Source organism: Roseiflexus castenholzii DSM 13941 (genome assembly GCF_000017805.1).
Classification (GTDB): Bacteria; Chloroflexota; Chloroflexia; order Chloroflexales; family Roseiflexaceae; genus Roseiflexus; species Roseiflexus castenholzii.
This window is the reverse complement of sequence record NC_009767.1, coordinates 663,894-681,545: the sequence shown is the minus strand read 5'-3', so window position 1 is coordinate 681,545 and position 17,652 is coordinate 663,894. Positions and strand designations below refer to the sequence as shown.

The following is a 17,652-nucleotide window of genomic DNA, read 5'->3' as shown; positions in this document are numbered from 1 at the left end:
TGAAGCCCGCGCCGCAACCGGCAAGCCCTTGCCCCTCCCCCGCACACGGGGGCAGGGGCGCATCACCTGTTTTGCAACGTTGTAGTCAACCAGAACCCCCCGCACGTGGGAGCAGGGGTGTCCGCAATTTGCGGTCACTACGAGTGTTCGCAGAACCCCCGCACGCGGGGGGCAGGGGCGCATCACCTGTTTTGCAACGTTGTAGTCAACCAGAACCCCCGCACGCGAGGGGGCAGGGGTCGCGCCTTCGCTGGTGTACAGCCCTGCATCCCAGAACCCCCCGCACGCAGGGGGAAGGGAAGACCCCAAAGACTTCTGGTGGGGCTGGAAAACAGAACCCTCCGCACGCAGGGGGGCAGGGGTCGCGCCTTCGCTGGTGTACAGCCCTGCATCCCAGAACCCCCCGCACGCAGGGGCCAGAGAGGCTGGCACCGCGCGCGCGTCCGTCCCACGGTGGGCGTGCCGGGGTGCACTCGCGTGTTCGGTCCGCCCTTAAGCCAGCCCCACCGGGGCTTCATGCCGTGAGCGCGGACGTTGACGTTAACGTCCACGCGATGAGCAATGTCAATCGCCAGCAGCAATTGCGCCCGGCCACTGCGGAGAGATTGCTCACCTCGTAAACATCTGCGTCTCTGTCAACGCATTTGCGGCGATCACCTGGCGCAGGAACAGCGCCGAGTCCTTTGGAATGCGCCGCTGAGTGGCGTAGTCCACGTACACAATACCGAATCGGCGGCTATAACCGAATGCCCACTCGAAGTTGTCCATTAACGACCAGACGAAGTATCCGCGCAGCGGAACTCCGGCAGCGATGGCATCGTGGCATGCCGCCAGATGACGCGCGATGTAGCGCACGCGATCCGGGTCGTGGACGCCGCCGTCGGATGAGACTTCGTCTGGATAGGCGGCGCCGTTTTCAGTTATGTACAGCGTCGTCGGCGCGTAATCACGGTGCAATCGCTCCAGCAGTCGGCGCAGCGAAGCGGGATGAACTTCCCAATCCATCTGGGTGTACTCGCCTTCCGGTCGCTTGTGTGCGTACCTGAGACCGCCAGCCTGCGGATCGTCGCGAATGACGGCGCGCGAGTAGTAGTTCACCCCCAGAAAATCGAGCGGCGCAGCGATGATGCGCATATCGTCGTCTTGCACCGGCGGCGCCTGCCCCATCTGCGCATAGAGCGCCAGCATGTCGGCGGGATAGGCGCTGCGATAGAGCGGATCGAGGTACCAGCGGTTGAAAAAGCCATCGTACCGCCACGCCGCCGCGCGATCCGCATCGCTATCACTCGCCGGGTCAGCAGGCGAAAAGTTGAGAGTAATGCCCGCCCGAACGTCGGAGTGTGCAGCGCGAAGAGCGGCGAGCGCCAGCCCATGACCGAGGAGCAGGTGGTGCGCCGCAGCAAGCGCCGGTCCTTCCTTCCGCCCCGGCGCGTGATCACCGGTCCAATAGCCGAGAAATGCGGAACACCACGGTTCGTTGAGCGTGATCCAGTGTTTCACACGATCCCCCAGGCGTCGCGCCACAACATCGGCATAGTCGGCGAACGCAGCGGCGGTATCGCGCGCGGGCCAACCGCCAGCATCTTCGAGCGCCTGTGGCAGATCCCAGTGGTACAATGTCACAAACGGGCGAATGCCTGCTGCCAGCAAACCATCAACCAGGCGGTCGTAAAAATCGAGACCGGCAGGATTGACTGCGCCTCTCCCCTTGGGCATAATACGGGACCAGGCGATTGAAAACCGATATGCCGGAAAGCCGAGTGATTTCATGAGCGCGATGTCGTCGCGCCAACGGTGGTAGTGATCGCAGGCGGGATCGCCGGTGTCGCCGTTGAGCACCTTGCCTGGCGTTGCACAGAACCGGTCCCAGATCGACTCGCCGCGTCCATCTTCGCGGGTGGCGCCTTCGATTTGAAAGGCAGCCGTCGCAGCGCCCCAGAGAAAATCGTCGGGGAAGTGTCGTATTGCCATGGATGCAGGTGTCCTTTGCGGATGTGAAGCAACGCTTCAGCCCCGCACTATCAGAGAAGCCCGTAATGTTCGTCGATAGCGCGCTGATAGGCGTCCACAGCGCCATCGAGCACCTCCTGCTGCGTCACAGTGCGCCCCAGCGCCGATGACTCGAGGATGGCGAAAGCACACGCCAGGTCGCGCAACCCCTCCTCGCCGCTGGTCTCCGGATCGGCGCCGCACTCGATTGCGCGCAACCAGTCGAGGTTCTGGATGGCGCAGGGGTCGGTCAATCCAAGAGGAAAGAACCGCTCGCGTTCAGCAGGCGTCATCTCCTGCTCAAACGTCTCGTCCAGCGGCAGACGCTCACCGTCCGCCGTCACAATCTGCCCGTTGCGAATAACCCCTTTGCTGCCAATGATTGCCGGCGCGCCGCTGATCGACACTTCTTCTGGCGAACCAGCCCAACTCCACCACAATTGTCCGATCGCGCCACGCTCGAATTGCAGGGTCGCCATGAAGGTGTCATCGACATCCGCCTGCACCTGATCGAGAACATTGCCCTGCGGGTCGCGCAGATATCGAACCGGCGCAAAGGTGCGCGCAACGGCGCTCACCGCAGCGATTTCACCGACGACATAGCGCTGGAGGTGCATCTGATGCACCCCAATGTCGATGCTGCCGCCGCCGCCGCCGAGCAGTTTCTTATGGCGCCACGGCGTTTCTGCCACGACCCGATCCGGCGACCAGAGACCGCCGAGGAATCCCATAACCGAAATCTGCGGCTCGCCGATCAACCCCTGGCGCACTGCCCACGCCATCGCGCGCACGCCGCGCGCCTGGCGCACATTCTCAAACACGCCAAAGGTAACCCCCCGCGCTTTTGCAGCCGTCACCATTTTCTTCGCAGCGCGAACCGAAATCGCCAGCGGCTTCTGCGACAGCAGGTGCAACCCGGCATCAATGGCGGCAAGCCCCACCTGATGGTGCAGCGCCAGCGTCGTCAGATCATTAATCGCATCCACCTTGCCCGATGCGATGAGGTCGCGGTAGTCGGTGTAGACGGCGACCTCCACATCATCGTGGATGTCGGACACATACGTGTGCGGCGCAGCCAGCGGATCGCCGGTCGCCGGATCGAGCACCGGCGGACGGGGTGGCGGTCCCTCGCCGCGTTTGCGAAACATGAGCGCATCTTCGAGCCTGCGCGCACAGAGCGCCGTAATGCGAAAATTGTCGATTCCCAACCGGCGCAGTTGCAGGTATCCCTGAAGGTGCGCATTCAGAATCCGACCACAGCCGACGATGCCAATGCGAATCATGGCGTCTGCTCCTGAGGATTGTATCGGGCGCGCACGCGCTCCAACCGCGCGACACTGTCGGACAGCCCGCCGAGGCGGTTGCGCGCCAGCCAGAGACGTTCGTACTCGCGGATAATCTCGCGCATATCATCATTCAGCAAGCGGCGACGCGGCAACGCACCGGCGCCGTCGGGTTGGGTCAGCAACTGCCCCAGACGACAGGCGTGTCGCAGCAGGCGCACCGTATTGTCGAACTCTTGCAATATCAGCGGCGCATCCGGGCGGATCATCCGCTCGACGGCAATCGGTTGGATCGCGGCGTTGATCGCGTCGAGCGCGCGGTCGAAATCGAGCGGCGGCAGATCGCGCGCGTCGCTGTCCGGCGCTTGCAACACCCAAAACAGCACCGACGAATTGGGCGGCTCATACCCAACGGCGCGGTACACATTCCCCAGGTCGTATGCCACCTGCCCCATCGCGCCGGTCGGGTCGGTAAACGCATGGCGGCTGACAGCCGCCGGCACATTCATATCGCGGTTGGCGGCGTATGCCCACGCGAACGCTGCGCCGACGGCAAATCCCAGGAAACTGATCGGCAACACCTGCCAGTGCCCCATATCGCCCCAGTCGGTGATCAGGTAGCCGATAGCGCCGTGTTTCAATCCATTCTCGGCAGCATTCCGCAGATTGCCGAGGGTATTGTCGGTGCGTCCGGCGATACTCTGCCACGACGATGTGCCAGGACAGACATAGAACGGAATGCCTGCGGCGGCATAGCGAGCGCAATGACGGTCGAACGGATGGTCGGCTTCGTATCCCCATTCGAGCGCAATCAGATCGCGTGGCAACTCGTCGATCAGTTCCGGGTGATTGTTGACAATGTCGCCCCAGAACATCATCGTGCGCCCGTGTTGTTTCACAGCATCGTAGAGCTTAAGCAGGAAATCGAGGTACACCCGCCCGACGCCGCGTTGCGCACAGGCGTCTCTACTGCGCCCCTGCCCAAGATCGACCGTCTCATCGCAACCGACGTTGAACAACCGGCTCGAAAAGTGCGGCAGCAATTCATCATACAGGCTGCGCACCAGTTTGAGACTGTCCGGGTCTTCCGGCGCCAGACTGAACGGACCCCGCATCACTCCCCACGGCGCCTGGAATTCGCCGTGGATCTCGGCAAGCGCCGCATAGCGCGGATGGATGAGCCAGCGGTGCATGTGCCCAAACGAGTTCTGATTGGGCACAAGTTCAATGAAACGTTCTTTGCAGTATGCATCGAGCGCCAGGACTTCTTCACCGGTCAGCGGCGACGCGCGCGCCCATACGTCGGGGTGATTCCGATAGGCGAAGGTATGCTCGGTGTATAACTGCACCTGATTGATCTTCCACCCCGCCAGCATATCGGTCAGCATCAACAGGGTCTCCATTGTTGGAACCTTGTCGCGGCTGATATCGATCATGACTCCGCGCGCGGCAAAATCGGGGTGGTCGTTGATGTGCAGGCAAGGTAGAGAGCGTCCGCTCTGCTCGATAATCTGGATCAGCGTGCAGACCCCATAGAATATGCCGGCGGGTTCTGGCGCTTCAATAATGATGCCGCCATCTTTGATCGTGAGCGCGTACCCCTGCGGATGGATGACGCTATCGGCAGCCACCCGGAGCGTGGCGCCGATCTCACCTGGCGGTCCTTCCGGCGTTGCGGTCAATTCCCACTCGACGCCGGCATAGGCGCGCAGCGCGTTTTGCAGGCGGCGCGCCGTGAACCACAGATCGCCCGGCGCCGTTCCCTGGAGCAGAATGCGCTGCGCCGAAGTCGCCACATACCTCCCCGGCAGCATGGTCAGCGACTGCGGCATTGGCAGCAGCGAGAGCGATTCCATGCGCCTCCTCCTACGCCAGCAACGTCAGCGGCAGCGGCAGCGACACGGTGCGCCCTTCAGCAGCCGAAAGAATGCCCGCCTCCAGCACTTCCTGCGCCATCAGCCCGACTTCGGCGCTGCACAGACCGGTGATCGGCTTGCCAGAACGAATGTGACCAAGGAAATACTCGGCGCTGTTGCGCATACCGATGGGCGGCTCAGGAATGTCGAGACGAATGCCGTTGCGATGCTCACGGTCTGCAAGCCACAGTTCTCGGCCATGCTCGCGAATGTGAATGGTCCCTTCACTGCCATAGATCATCGGCTCATAGCTGGTCATATCGCCGACCTGCGTCCACGACGCGGTGGAGGTGCTGATGGCGCGTGCATGCTGCATCACGATCACGGCGTTATCTTCCGCCAGCAGGTCCGGCTTCCACAGGCGCCCGGTCAGCGCCGTGACACGCGAAGGCAACCCAAGCAGCGCGCAGGTCAACGCCGCGCCGTAGCAGCAGTAGTCCATCAGCGCGCCTGCGCCGTTGCGTCGCGGGTCGTAGAGCCATTCACAAAAGAACGGCGAACAGCCGAGTTCACGCGGACCGATGTGGGCAGCGCGGTAATTGACTTGCCAGACCTGTCCGATTCGCCCTTCAGCGATCAGGTTCAGCGCATACTGCACAGCGGGCCACCACATGATGGGCCAGTTGACCATTAACTGCACCCCGACGGCGGCGGCAGCGCCGCGCATACGTGCAGCGTCAGCATATGTCGCCGCCATCGGCTTCTCGACCATCACATGCAGACCACGCGCTGCCGCCATTTCGGTCAATTCCGCGCCGCGCAGATTGTCGCTGAAGACATACACGGCATCGAGTTTGACTGCATCCAGCATATCACTGTAGTCATCGAAAACCTGTTCGCACCCCAACGACCTGATATGCTCACGCAGCGCGGGGTTGGGGTCTGCCGCAGCGACCAGCATGCCATCCTCGCAGCTCGCCAGGTCGCGCAGATTGCTCCACACATGGTCATGAGTCAGCCCCAATACGCCAACCCGCAGTTTGTCCGCCATAGCAATGCTCCTTCTGATCGTCTTGCTGCTCTGTCAACGTCCTGCATCACGCGCCGCCGCGCGCGCATACGGTTCGAGCGCCGCCAGAATGCGCTCGCGATCCATAGCCGGAATAAAAAAGGCACGATCATCACGCACAATCCGCCCGTTCGCCGCGAATGCCGCAACCTCCTCCTCGTGCATAATCAGGTCAGCCGCCAGCAACCGACCATCGCCGAGGTCTGCGCCCGCCGCCGACTGCCTCAATTGCACGTCGAGCGCCAGCACCTGATCGCGCGTCAGGGGACGCGGGGTTGCGACCAGGAAACTATGCGTTGCGCCAGTGTACCACAGCGTGGTATGCGGAAAGACACGCTGAAATGTGCACACAATATCGCGGTAATCGCGCTCCGAGAGATCGTGAAACGGCAGCCACTGAACGAAGACGCCATCATCGGTGAGGCGACTTTTCACCATCGTGTAGAACTCGAAGGTGAACAACGCCCAACTGCTGCTGTTGATCGGATGAGTCGCGTCGGCGGTAATAATATCGTAGCGTTCGGCGCTGCGCAGCAGGTAGTTGCGCCCATCCTCAATCGTAATCTGAAATCCGGGGCGATCCAGCACGCTGCGGTTTTCGGCTTCGTAGAGACGCGCTGCTTCAACCTGTTCGGCAACCAGTTCAACGGCATGGATACGCGGGAGCGGATGGGTTGCCATCGCACCAGAAGCAATACCGTTGCCGAAGCCGATCATCAGCGCATTCTGCGCATCGGGGCGCAGGAGCGCTGGCAGATGACCGAGCACATGGAAGGCACGCATGCTGTGTTTATCGGTTGGAACCTCATTACGTCCGTTGACGAACGACATCTTGAGCGGCGGGTATTTGACCTCGAACACTGCCACCGTTGCGTCCACTCCCTCGCGGTAGTACACCAATTCCGGGATCACGCCCTCGCGGAAACCGAGGTAGACGCCAGGCGGCAACAACGCCGCTGCAAGCAGCGTCGCGCCCGTCACCCCCGCCAGGCGCAGCCGTTCTCCCAATGTCGGCGACGCCCGTAGCGTCGCCCCAGCGCCAAGCGCCAGGTTCAGCATCGCAAGCAGGAGCGAAGAATGTTGCAGCCCGATCAGCGGAATGAAGACAAAGCCAGCCATGAACGCGCCCAGCGTTGCGCCAACGGTGTTGAGCGCATAGAGCCGCCCAACACGCGCCCCCACCCCGCCCCGATCCGGCGCAACAGGATTGTCTGTGTCGGGAGGCGTAGCATACAATCGCGCCGCCACAGGAAAAACCGCTCCCATCAGGAGCGTTGGCATCATCATGATCACTGCGGCGGCGAAGAACTCCGCCCACAGCGAGGCGAGGAAGCCGGTTCTGGCAGTGAATATATCGAGCAGGGTCGGCATGCGCGCAAAGGCGTAGAGCGCAATCACGGCACTCATTCCGATCCCGATCTGCAACCAGCCAAAGAGCGCCAGCGGCTGCTCGTACCGGTCGATCCGCCGCCCCATCCAGGCGCTGCCAACCGCCAGACCGATTAGAAACGTCACCAGCATGATGGTGAACGAATAGACCGCGTTCAGACTGAAGATCGCCAGCGTGCGGGTCCACACCACCTGATATCCCAGCGCCGCAAAACCGGACAGTGTATACCCGATCAGCGCCAGGCGCGCTGGCGTCGGCAATGGCAGCGCTCGCTTCGAAGCAGACGGCATCGCTGTCGTCGCAATCGCGCCATTGTGTGCAGCAGGCGCATCTGTCGCGGACGCGCCCATCGCCTGGACTGCCACGACAGCCCGCCCGCCCGATGCCCGCTGCGCCAACGGGCGGCTTGCGTGGCGTGGTGTTGGGGTCGGCGCAGATGCGGCAGGCTGTGGTGTGGCGGCAGGATCAAGCGGCGCTTCCCGCCAGGTGCGCGCCAGCCAGAACGCAACCCCAGCCGCCGTCAGGTCCAGCGCACCGCCAAGATAGAGCGACCCGCTGACGCCAAGCGAAGGAATCAGGACGAGACCCGCAGCCAGCGCCCCCAGCACGCCGCCGAACGTATTGATCGCATAGAGTGCGCCGAGCCGCCGTCCGTGATCCCGGTGTCGCACTGCCAGCAGGTGCGCCAGCAGCGGCAGTGTGCCACCCATCAGAAAAGTCGGCGGCACGAGCGCCAGCGTCGCGAGCGCAGTACGCGCCGCATGGTATGCGAAGGGTTCGGGCTGAAGCCGGTGCGCAATCCAGACATACAGGTTGGTCAGGCTGGAAAAGAGCGCAGGCGTCGCAAAAGCGAAGAGCGCAACCCCCATCAGAAGCAGAGCAAACAGGCGCAGAAGCGCTGTTGCAGTTGCTTCCGATTTATGGCGCTGTGTCAGGCGCGCGGTGATTCTGCCAAACGCCCAACTCCCCAGCGCTAGCCCGCCCATGAAGGCGGTCAAGACCGCGCTGGCGGCATACACGCTGACGCCAAAACTGAGGCTGAGCAGGCGGAACCACACGACCTCATCGATCAGACCACTCGCGCCGCTCACGAAAAAGAGAGCGAACACCACCCCTGTCTGCTGCGCCTGTTTCACAGAGCACCCCTTACAAACATCGGCATCGTGAAGAAGGCGCTTCGCGCAACGCACAGACGTCGCACCAAGCGCCCTGTCCGATACAAGCCGGCGCGTGCAGGGACTCCCTGCACTCCCTGCACGCCCACGGATTACCTGCCCGCCTCTTTGCGGATGCGCTCCAGAGCGGCATTGACGTCCGACTCGAGGAGCGGCATCAGATCCGAGGCTTTCGCGTTCGGATCGTTCCAGAACGGACTCAGGAGGTTATCCCAGGTCTGGCTGAGTTCATCGAACTTGACCAGCAGGTGGTTCGATGACTCGCGTCCGTGGCTAAAGGCGCCCTGGAACGACTCTTTCGTCTTTTCTGCCGGGACGCACTTCTCATACTGCTTGTAGTAATCATTGAGCAGGCTCTGGCGCACCGGCGGGGTTCCGGTAGCCAGGGTATAAGCGCGCTGCTGCTCTGCCGATGCCAGGAACTTCACGAAGTTCCATGCCATATCGGTGTTCTCTGCATCCATGCCAGCAGTAACGACCCAGGGATCGGTAAAGATCGTCGCGCGGATAGTGGCATCGGGCGTCCCCCAGGGGAGTGGCGCTGCACCCCAGCAGAAACCGTTGGGATCGTCGATGATATCCTTATAGTTCCAGTGACCCCAGCCGCCGGTCATAAACATGGCGACTCGACCGGAGAGGAAGGCGCCACCCAGTTGATCGAGCGCCTGAGACGCCGCCTGGTCGGGCGCGACCTTATGGACGTAGACCAGATCGTGAACCGCCTGGAACGCCGCAGCCGTCTGTTCATCCAGTTTGATCGGATCGGAGAAGCCGGTCTCGAGCGCTTGTGCTGTGAACGGGTCCTTTCCCCAGATCATCGGAATACTGTCGAAGGGGGGCCACAAACCGTTGACACCGCCGTACACCGCCGTGCTCGGATCATCCGGGTTCTTCGTCAATTTCTTGGCAGTCTCAAGGAATGCATCCCACGTCCACGACTTATCGTTCCAGTCGCTCGGCGGATAGGGCACGCCAGCCTCGTCGAACAGTTTCATGTTGTAGTACACATAACTGCCGGTCGTGAGGAACGGAATGCCGTACTGCTTGCCCTCGACGTTGTAGATGCCGAACACTTCGGGGATAAAGTCGCTCGTATCCCACTTGTCGCGTTCGATGAGCGGCGTCAGGTCTGCCAGCAAGCCGCGGAAGCGGTCGCTGGCGAAGCCATCGCCGCCCCAGTTCGACGACCAGACGTGCAGCGGTTCCTTGGCGGCGATCATCGCCTCACGCTTGACGGCGATATCGTCCTGGTTGATATTGAGCACCTTCACGAATACATCGGGGGCGACCTGCTGGTATGCCGGCAGAACAACATCACGCTCCCAGCGGTTTTCGACCGTGTTGATGCGCACCATCCAGACCAGCACCTTCTGACCGGACTGTGGTTGCTGCGCAAACTCAATAACCGGCGTAGGAGTCGGCAGGTCACTGGCCGGCGCAGTGGTTGGCGCTTCGCCCGGCGCTGCCGTGGGGGAGGCGCCTTGTTGCCCGCCACATGCTGCCAGCACCAGCATCAACGCACCGAGCAGGAGAATCCAGGGGTACTGTCTTATCTTCATATGTGCGTCTCCTCTGTCATTGCAATGGCTCACCGCACGAAAGTGTGTTCGATTTCGAGTCACCTCCTTTCTAGCATCTTCGCGCGACGGGAGTGAACCGGGAACACCTGTTCCTGGCGGAGGCGCACGTCGTGGTGCGGACTACCCTTGCACAGGCTGGAGGGCGCATGGACTCCAGGGTTCTCTGTTGCTGTTGCACCGGTATCCCCCCTACACACTCGGATCACATCTCACACGGCGCTGCCAGCATGTCAGGGATGGCAGCGAGGATGAAAGCGCACTCCAGGATGAACGGCTTACCCCTTCACGCCGGTGACCACAATGCCCTGAATGAAATAACGTTGCGCCAGGAAGAAGAGCACCATAGGCGGAATCAGTGTGACCAGTGACGCCGCCATAAGCAGATGGAACGCTGTACCGCCGAATGGGGCGCGGAACTGTTGCAAGCCAATCGCAACCGGATAGTTGTACTGCGAATTGATGTAGAGCAGCGGACCCATGAAGTCCTGATAGTGGAACATGAAGCTCATAATGGCGACTGCACCGACCGCTGGCAGCGACAATGGCACAATAATGCGCCACCAGATACCGAAGTATCCCGCGCCATCGATCAATGCCGCTTCCTCATAATCCTTTGGCAGCGTCTTATAGAACTGGCGGAGCAGGAAAATGAGATAGGCGCTACCGAAGAATTTCGGCACAAGCAGCGGGAGATAGGTATCGATCCATCCCAGGCGGGCAAAAATGATATACTGCGGGATCAGCGTCACCCAGAAAGGCAACATCATCGTAGCGAGCACCAGCACGAATAGCGCATTCTTGCCAGGCGCCCGCAACCGCGCAAAGCCATACGCCACCAACGCACACGAGAGGGTTTCGCCTAATGCCGCGCCGCCAGCATAGATTAGCGTGTTCTTGAAGTAGATATCGAAGCGGTTCTCACCGGTCAGCGCCACCCGATAGTTGTCCCACTGCGGCACGGACGGAATCCAGACCGGCGGGAACTTTGCCACTTCTGCGCGCGTTTTCAACGATGTGGAAAACATCCACACCAGCGGAAACAGAATAATGATCAACCCAAGCGCCACAATGATCGTCGAAATGATCGTCACAATCTGCTCGCGTCGTCGCTTACTCGCCCAAAGACCGCGCCGCACGAAAGGAGTCGCCGGGCGCACGCCGGATGATGTCGTTTGTGTTGCCATCGCTTATGCCTCCTGTTCTTTCACGACTGTGCAATCCGGTCAGATCGCTCCCTCTTCGTCCGACTCATAGTGAACATAGCGGCGTGACGCCCAGAACATCGCCAGAGTCAGCAACAGGATGACGATCAGCAAGATCCACGCCTGCGCGGATGCCAGCCCCATCCGGTAGCGGCGGAACGCATTCAGGAAGAGATACAGGTTGTAGAACATCGACGAATAAGCGGGCGCACCAAGGTTCATGCCGCCCGAAATGACATATGCTGCGGTAAACTGCTGCATCGCGCCAATGACGCCGGTAATGAAGGTGAAGAGAATAACCGGCGAAATCATCGGAACAGTGACGTTGAAGAACTGCTGAATGCGGTTGGCGCCGTCGATTTCGGCGGCTTCATACAACGCGGTGGGAACACCCTGAAGCGCCGAGAGATAGATCAGCATGGTGCCGCCGAAGCCCCAGAGCGACATCAACGTAAACGACGGAATGACCCAGTTCGGGTCCTGCAACCAGCGCGGGCCGGTAATGCCCAGCGGGATCAGACCATTTGGACCGACCAGATTGCGAATGATCAGGTTGATCGCACCGAATTGCGGGTTGAGCAGCCAGGAGAAGAGCAGCGCCACAGCAACGCTTCCGGTCAGTAATGCAGGCAGGTAATAGAGCGTGCGAAAGACGCCAAGCGCCGGAACACGCTGATTGAGCAGCACCGCCAGCATCAAACCAAAGGCGATGCCTAATGGAACGCTCAACAGGGTGTAGTAGCCCGTCACCTGGAGCGACTTCCAGTACACCCGATCATTGAACAGATCGAGGTAGTTCTCGAAACCAACCCAGACTGGCGGACTCGCCACATTGAAGACCGTCATGCTGTAATAGGCGGACATGACGATTGGGTAAAGCGTAAACGCCAGAAACCCGATGACCCATGGCGAGATGAAGATCCAGAACCAGAGCGCCTCGCGTCGCTCGATCTTTCCAGCCGGGATCAAGCCGAACAGGGCAGGCTTGCGCTTTTGCCGGGCTGGAACCTGCGCCGTCTGCACCGCCATACTGCACCCCCTCTGTCCTTGTATGCCGTCATAGTGCTGTGTTTCGGGCTTTGTCCATATCTGTTCAACTCAGCAGTTCGATGACCCTGCCATCGGTGGTGCGCACATAGATCGCGCGCCCGGCAATCACCGGCGCCGTAGTTGCCAGTCGCGGCACCGGCTGCGACCAGACGTTTGCGCCGGTGGTCATGTCGAGCGCCACCACAGACGCACCCGCACCCATGCCGTTGACAACAAACACATACTCCTGCGTCAGCGCAGGCAGCGAGACATAGTTAACATCACGGAACGACCACAACTCACGCCCATCACTGCGATCGAGCGCAAATAACTCGTTCGTCGTCTTAACAAACACGGTATCACCCTGCGCTCCGGCCGGAATGAGCGATTTGCCGGAAACGCTCTTTTCCCAGCGACGCGCGCCATTGCGCACATCGAGCGCAATCAGATTTTGCCCGCTGCTGATCAACACCAGATCACCCGCCGCCACCGAAGAAAAATAGACGGCAGAATGCGCCGGGTACGACCAGATAAGCCCTCCTGAGGTCAGATCAATCGCATAGAAATACGAAAAGTCGGAAACGAAGACACGCCCGTCGGCAACTGCCGCAGATGAAGTAATAAAATCCTGTGCGCTGAATTCCCAGCGCATCTTGCCGCTGATGGCGTCCAGGGCGTAGAGTTCTTTTCCGGCGCCAACGTAGACGACGCCCTCCACCACGACCGGCGAGGTCAGATGCCCGCCGAAGTAGTTGTTGGCGGCAGCGCTCAGACGTTTGGGCGTGAACGCCCAGCGCTGCCGCCCGCTGCTCAACTCCAGCGCCACCAGTTGCCCCTGGTTTGCCTGTTCGGCGCGGAAATAGACGGTATCGCCCGCGATTGCCGGTGATATGTAGGCGCCTTTCTGGCGGTACGCCCAGCGTTGCCGACCGGTGCGCAGATCGATGGCGCTCAGGGCATCTTTCGTTTCCAGCAGCATCAGACCGCGAGCAATCACCGGCGGCGACACGCCTTCTTCAAACGAAGCGGTGACAATGACACGCTGCTGATTGAGCGGTGGCGCAATCGGCGTCTCGACGGCGCGCGTTCGCGCAGGGTTCAACCCTTCCATCGACCATTCGCCGACAGGCGGACTATCAGGGGATGCCGGCGCGGATTGAGCAAAGGGGTTATCCGGCGCTGCCTGCGCTGCGAGGTTTGCCCCAACGGTGGGAGCGGGGAGGGCGGCATCGAACGACGCCGGTGAGGGCGGACGCAGCGCGACATAGCCAATCGCGCCAAGCAGAGCGAGAATGGCGACCATCCACAAGCCACGTTGCCCGGTGGTATGCATGCCGTGCTCCGTCAGACTGATAGAGCGGCGATCATCGAGTGTGCGGAGAAGGGGAGACGCCTGCGCCACGGTATGTCGTATGTTTCATTCTCGCAGCGCAGGTTTCAAAATTATAGAACCCGCACGGCTCACTGTCAATCGCCTGGGCAGCGCCCTGTCGAAAAACGAACCACCAATTCCGTCTCGACGGTATACCGCATCTGTTCAGGCTGTTCACCGTCGATCAGGCGGCAGACCAGATCGGCGGCCATCTCGCCCATCGCCCGTAGCGGCTGGCGCATCGTCGTCAATGGCGGGCATGCCAGCGCCGCTTCCGGCGTATCATCAAATCCCATAACGGACAGATCGGCAGGGATGCGCAAACCATAGCGTGTGGCGACGTGCAGCGTTCCAATCGCCATCAGATCGTTGCAGGCAAAGATTGCCGTCGGGCGCGGGTCGAGCGCGAGCAGGCGCTCAGCCCCCGCAACACCGCTGGCAAAACTGAAGTCGCCAGGCGCTATCAGCGTCGGATCGAACGGGATGCCGTGATCACGCAGTGCTGCCCGGTAACCGTCCAACCGCAGTTGCCCCACAGGAATATCGTGACGCCCGGTGATGATCCCGATCCGGCGATGCCCAAGATCGATCAGGTGCTCGGTCGCCAGGCGCGCGCCGCGATAATTATTGACCGTGATGCCGTATACATCCATATCGTACTGCAAGTCGATATGGACGGTCGGCACGCGGCCCGGCGTCAGGCGGCTCAGGCTCAGGCTATTCGCCAACGGTAACACGATCACCATGCCATCGATCCGGCGGCTGCGCTGCAAGGTGTCGATAACATCGAACTGCGTGGCGTCTTCGACCGTCGCCAGCAAGGTGAAACGCCCATGGCGACGGAGCGCTTTCACCACGCCATCGATGGTTTGCGCAAAAAAGGTGGACGTGACGGTATCGACAATAATACCGACAATATCGGTGCGATTGCGTGACAGGCTGACGGCCTGGGCATTGGGGTGGTAATCGAGTTCGGCAATGACGCGCAGCACATGTTCTCGCGTTGCGTCCGCCACATCGGGGCTGTTGTTGATCACGCGCGAGACAGTCTGGTACGAAACGCCTGCGCGCGATGCCACTTCGCGAATGGTGCTGCGCCGTCGCATAGTGCCCCCGCACAACCGAATGATCGAAGACGGTTGCCGCACCTGTGGCGATCACGAATGCATAACCAACACCCGGTGCGGTCTGAGTATGCCGGCAGGGATTGTTCGTTGCTGTGATCGGTCACACTATACCATTCTTTTGAAAATTGTCAAGATGTTGTTCCATCCCACAAATATCGTTTCAAATCGATAGAACCTCGTTCGTCGAAGACGACGCCTTCGGCTTCCAGGAGCGCCCGTTGCAATGCAGCGTGGTACTCATTGCTGATGCGTCCGGCGGCGTTGATGACGCGCCACCAGGGAACGTGGCGCGCCTGCGCCGGACCAAGCGCGTGCAACGCCCATCCAACGCACCGCGCACCGCGCGGAACCGTCGTCATTGCTGCGATCCGCCCATACGTCGAGACCCGCCCGCGTGGGATACGGCAGACGAGATCATAGACATCATCGTAGTACCCGGACATTGCATGCAGACCTTTGCGATCAGGAGATACCTGAACAGGTGCGCGGGCACGTGGCGCTGATAAGGTTCCGGCGCAACCCCCACGCTCGAGTGCAACCCTTAGAGGATTCGGAGACGCGCCCCCATAACCTGTCACGGGCAACCTTCAGTTTATGGCGTAAACGTATCATCATACCGCTCGAATGTGCCATCAGCATACAGAACGTAGATCGTTTTCCCTCGTCCCAACCCTTCACGGCTGTAGATCATTATTCCATTGGCAAACGGCTGGTATGCGCCTTCGATCTCGTCACTCTGAGGGCGCAGCGCAAAGCCGAGATTCTGCTGCACCCCCGGATTAACTGCCCAGATAATGCCAAAGGCATTGGCCGGCGTTTGCAAGCCTGCCGGCGGCGTCGGCGTGGCAGGAGTATCAGGCGGCAGCGGCGCCGGGTAGGGGAAACGCTGCCACTCGCCGCGGGCAAAACCGATCAGGACGTAAATATCGCCAATCGGCAGGAATGAGGTCATGCTGCCGCCTTCGAAGCGTTGCTCGATCAGCGTGCGGTCGCCGCCGCGCTCGATGTCGGTCGGGCATCCAAGGCGCTGTGCCACAGTTGCGTTAGTGTTCCAGACCTCGCCAAAGCCGCGGCCGGGCACAATCGGGCAGGGGGTCGGCGTCGGCGTGGCGCTTGGGGTGAACGTCGCCGTTGCTGTCGGCGTCTGCGATGGCGTTGGTGTGGCCGACGGCGTTGGCGGAACCGGCGTGTCGGTTGGCGTCGATGTGGCCGTTGGCGTCTCGGTTGGCGCCGCAGTTGGGCGCAGCGTGGGAGTTGGCGGAACCGGCGTGTCGGTTGGCGTCGATGTGGCCGTTGGCGTCTCTGTCGGGATGCCCGTTGGTTCCGACGTCGGGGTTGGCGTGGATGTTTCGGTGGGCATCGGTGTGAATGTTGGCGTTGGCGTGGCGGTATCAACCATCGGCGGCAGGGTTGGCGTCGACGCTGGCGGAAGCAACAATCTGCCCGCAAGCACTGCCCCGCCGCCGCCAAGGATCAGGGCGCCAAGCGCCAGCAGCGCCAGCAGCGCCGGATGCATCGGACGACGCGGCGGCTGCGCCCCGCCTGGCGGCAGTGCTGGAGGCGGCGCATCCTGTCGTGTGGAAGGCGGACGCGCATCGCCAACACCGGTCGGCGCATCGGGAGCAACGCGCACCATGTCTGGCGCCGGTCGCGGCGCAGCGGCAAGCGCACGCGGCAACGGCGCTTCCATGCGCGCAGCGGATCGCAGTGCGCGGGCAAATTCCCCGGCAGTACGGTAGCGGTCATCCGGCCGGCGCGTCAGCGCCAGGCGGATCGCAGCGCCGATTGGTTGTGGAACAGACGGATCGAGCGTCGATGGATCGACAAGAGCGCCTTCGAGATGCCCCAGCAGAACCTCCTGCGTTGTTCCCTCGAACGGACTGCGCCCGGTAAGACAGCGAAATGCCAACACCCCCAGCGCATACACATCAGCGCGCCCATCGATGCGCGTGTCACCGCGGATCTGTTCCGGCGCCATGTATTCCGGGGTGCCGATCAGAAAACCGGTTGTGGTCGTTCCTGGTGCATCAAGCGCCTTTGCAATGCCAAAGTCAGTCAGAATGGCGCGCATGCCCGGAGTCGTCAGGCGCACCTGGTCCAGTGCGAGCGAGTCACGCCCGTCCAATGGCACGCCCAACCCCTCCAGAATGATATTTGCCGGTTTGATATCGCGGTGAACAACACCACGCGCGTGGGCGTAATCGAGCGCGGCAGCCAGTTGATCGATCAGCGCAACGGTCTCATCAACTGTCAGACGTTGGCGCACCCGCAGCAGATCGGCGAGCGAAGGACCATCGAGCAGGCGCATAGCAATGAATGCCAGCCCATCGAACTCACCAACATCGTAGATCGGCACGATGCCGGGGTGATCGAGACGCGCGGCAAGCACCGCTTCGCGCCGAAACCGTTCAACGAGCGAGGCATCGCTGAGGAACTGCGGGTAGAGCACTTTCAGCGCCACATCACGTTGCAGCGCCGTATCGCGCGCGCGGTAGACCGCCGCCATGCCGCCGCGACCCAGCAGCGCGATGACTTCATACCGATCAACACGACGCCCAACGAGATCTTCGAGCCGCATAG

At 61.4% G+C, this 17,652-nt stretch carries 12 protein-coding genes; all 12 read right to left on the bottom strand.

Annotated features, from left to right (window positions below):
* Positions 1-609: 609 nt before the first annotated feature.
* Positions 610-1,971, bottom strand: a complete 1,362-nt coding sequence (locus RCAS_RS02690) for a GH1 family beta-glucosidase (protein ID WP_012119082.1) — start codon at positions 1,969-1,971, stop codon at positions 610-612.
* A gap of 50 nt (positions 1,972-2,021) precedes the next feature.
* Positions 2,022-3,272: a Gfo/Idh/MocA family protein gene (locus RCAS_RS02685; RefSeq protein WP_012119081.1), complete on the bottom strand. Its 1,251-nt coding sequence runs from the start codon at positions 3,270-3,272 to the stop codon at positions 2,022-2,024.
* Positions 3,269-5,128 carry a glycoside hydrolase family 20 zincin-like fold domain-containing protein gene (locus RCAS_RS02680; RefSeq protein ID WP_012119080.1) on the bottom strand — a complete coding sequence of 620 codons (1,860 nt, stop codon included), beginning with the start codon at positions 5,126-5,128 and terminating at the stop codon, positions 3,269-3,271. Before RCAS_RS02680 ends, RCAS_RS02685 begins: the two co-directional genes overlap by 4 nt.
* Positions 5,129-5,138: 10 nt before the next feature.
* On the bottom strand, positions 5,139-6,179 hold the full coding sequence (locus RCAS_RS02675; protein ID WP_012119079.1) for a Gfo/Idh/MocA family protein: 1,041 nt from the start codon (positions 6,177-6,179) through the stop codon (positions 5,139-5,141).
* Positions 6,180-6,212: 33 nt separating this feature from the next.
* Complete coding sequence (locus RCAS_RS02670) at positions 6,213-8,723, bottom strand: fused MFS/spermidine synthase (protein WP_012119078.1); 2,511 nt, start codon at positions 8,721-8,723, stop codon at positions 6,213-6,215.
* A 131-nt stretch (positions 8,724-8,854) separates the two neighbouring features.
* Positions 8,855-10,321, bottom strand: a complete 1,467-nt coding sequence (locus RCAS_RS02665; protein ID WP_012119077.1) for an ABC transporter substrate-binding protein — start codon at positions 10,319-10,321, stop codon at positions 8,855-8,857.
* 296 nt (positions 10,322-10,617) lie between these two features.
* On the bottom strand, positions 10,618-11,526 hold the full coding sequence (locus tag RCAS_RS02660) for a carbohydrate ABC transporter permease (protein ID WP_012119076.1): 909 nt from the start codon (positions 11,524-11,526) through the stop codon (positions 10,618-10,620).
* Between the two features lie 39 nt (positions 11,527-11,565).
* Positions 11,566-12,573, bottom strand: coding sequence for a carbohydrate ABC transporter permease (locus tag RCAS_RS02655; RefSeq protein WP_012119075.1), 1,008 nt, complete (start codon positions 12,571-12,573; stop codon positions 11,566-11,568).
* A gap of 64 nt (positions 12,574-12,637) precedes the next feature.
* On the bottom strand, positions 12,638-13,906 hold the full coding sequence (locus tag RCAS_RS02650; RefSeq protein WP_012119074.1) for an outer membrane protein assembly factor BamB family protein: 1,269 nt from the start codon (positions 13,904-13,906) through the stop codon (positions 12,638-12,640).
* 134 nt (positions 13,907-14,040) lie between these two features.
* Positions 14,041-15,051 (bottom strand): LacI family DNA-binding transcriptional regulator, encoded by a 1,011-nt coding sequence (locus RCAS_RS02645; RefSeq protein WP_012119073.1) that lies wholly within the window; start codon positions 15,049-15,051, stop codon positions 14,041-14,043.
* A gap of 149 nt (positions 15,052-15,200) precedes the next feature.
* Positions 15,201-15,515 carry an MGMT family protein gene (locus tag RCAS_RS02640; protein ID WP_012119072.1) on the bottom strand — a complete coding sequence of 105 codons (315 nt, stop codon included), beginning with the start codon at positions 15,513-15,515 and terminating at the stop codon, positions 15,201-15,203.
* 149 nt (positions 15,516-15,664) lie between these two features.
* Positions 15,665-17,650 (bottom strand): serine/threonine-protein kinase, encoded by a 1,986-nt coding sequence (locus RCAS_RS02635; protein ID WP_012119071.1) that lies wholly within the window; start codon positions 17,648-17,650, stop codon positions 15,665-15,667.
* Between the last annotated feature and the right edge of the window lie 2 nt (positions 17,651-17,652).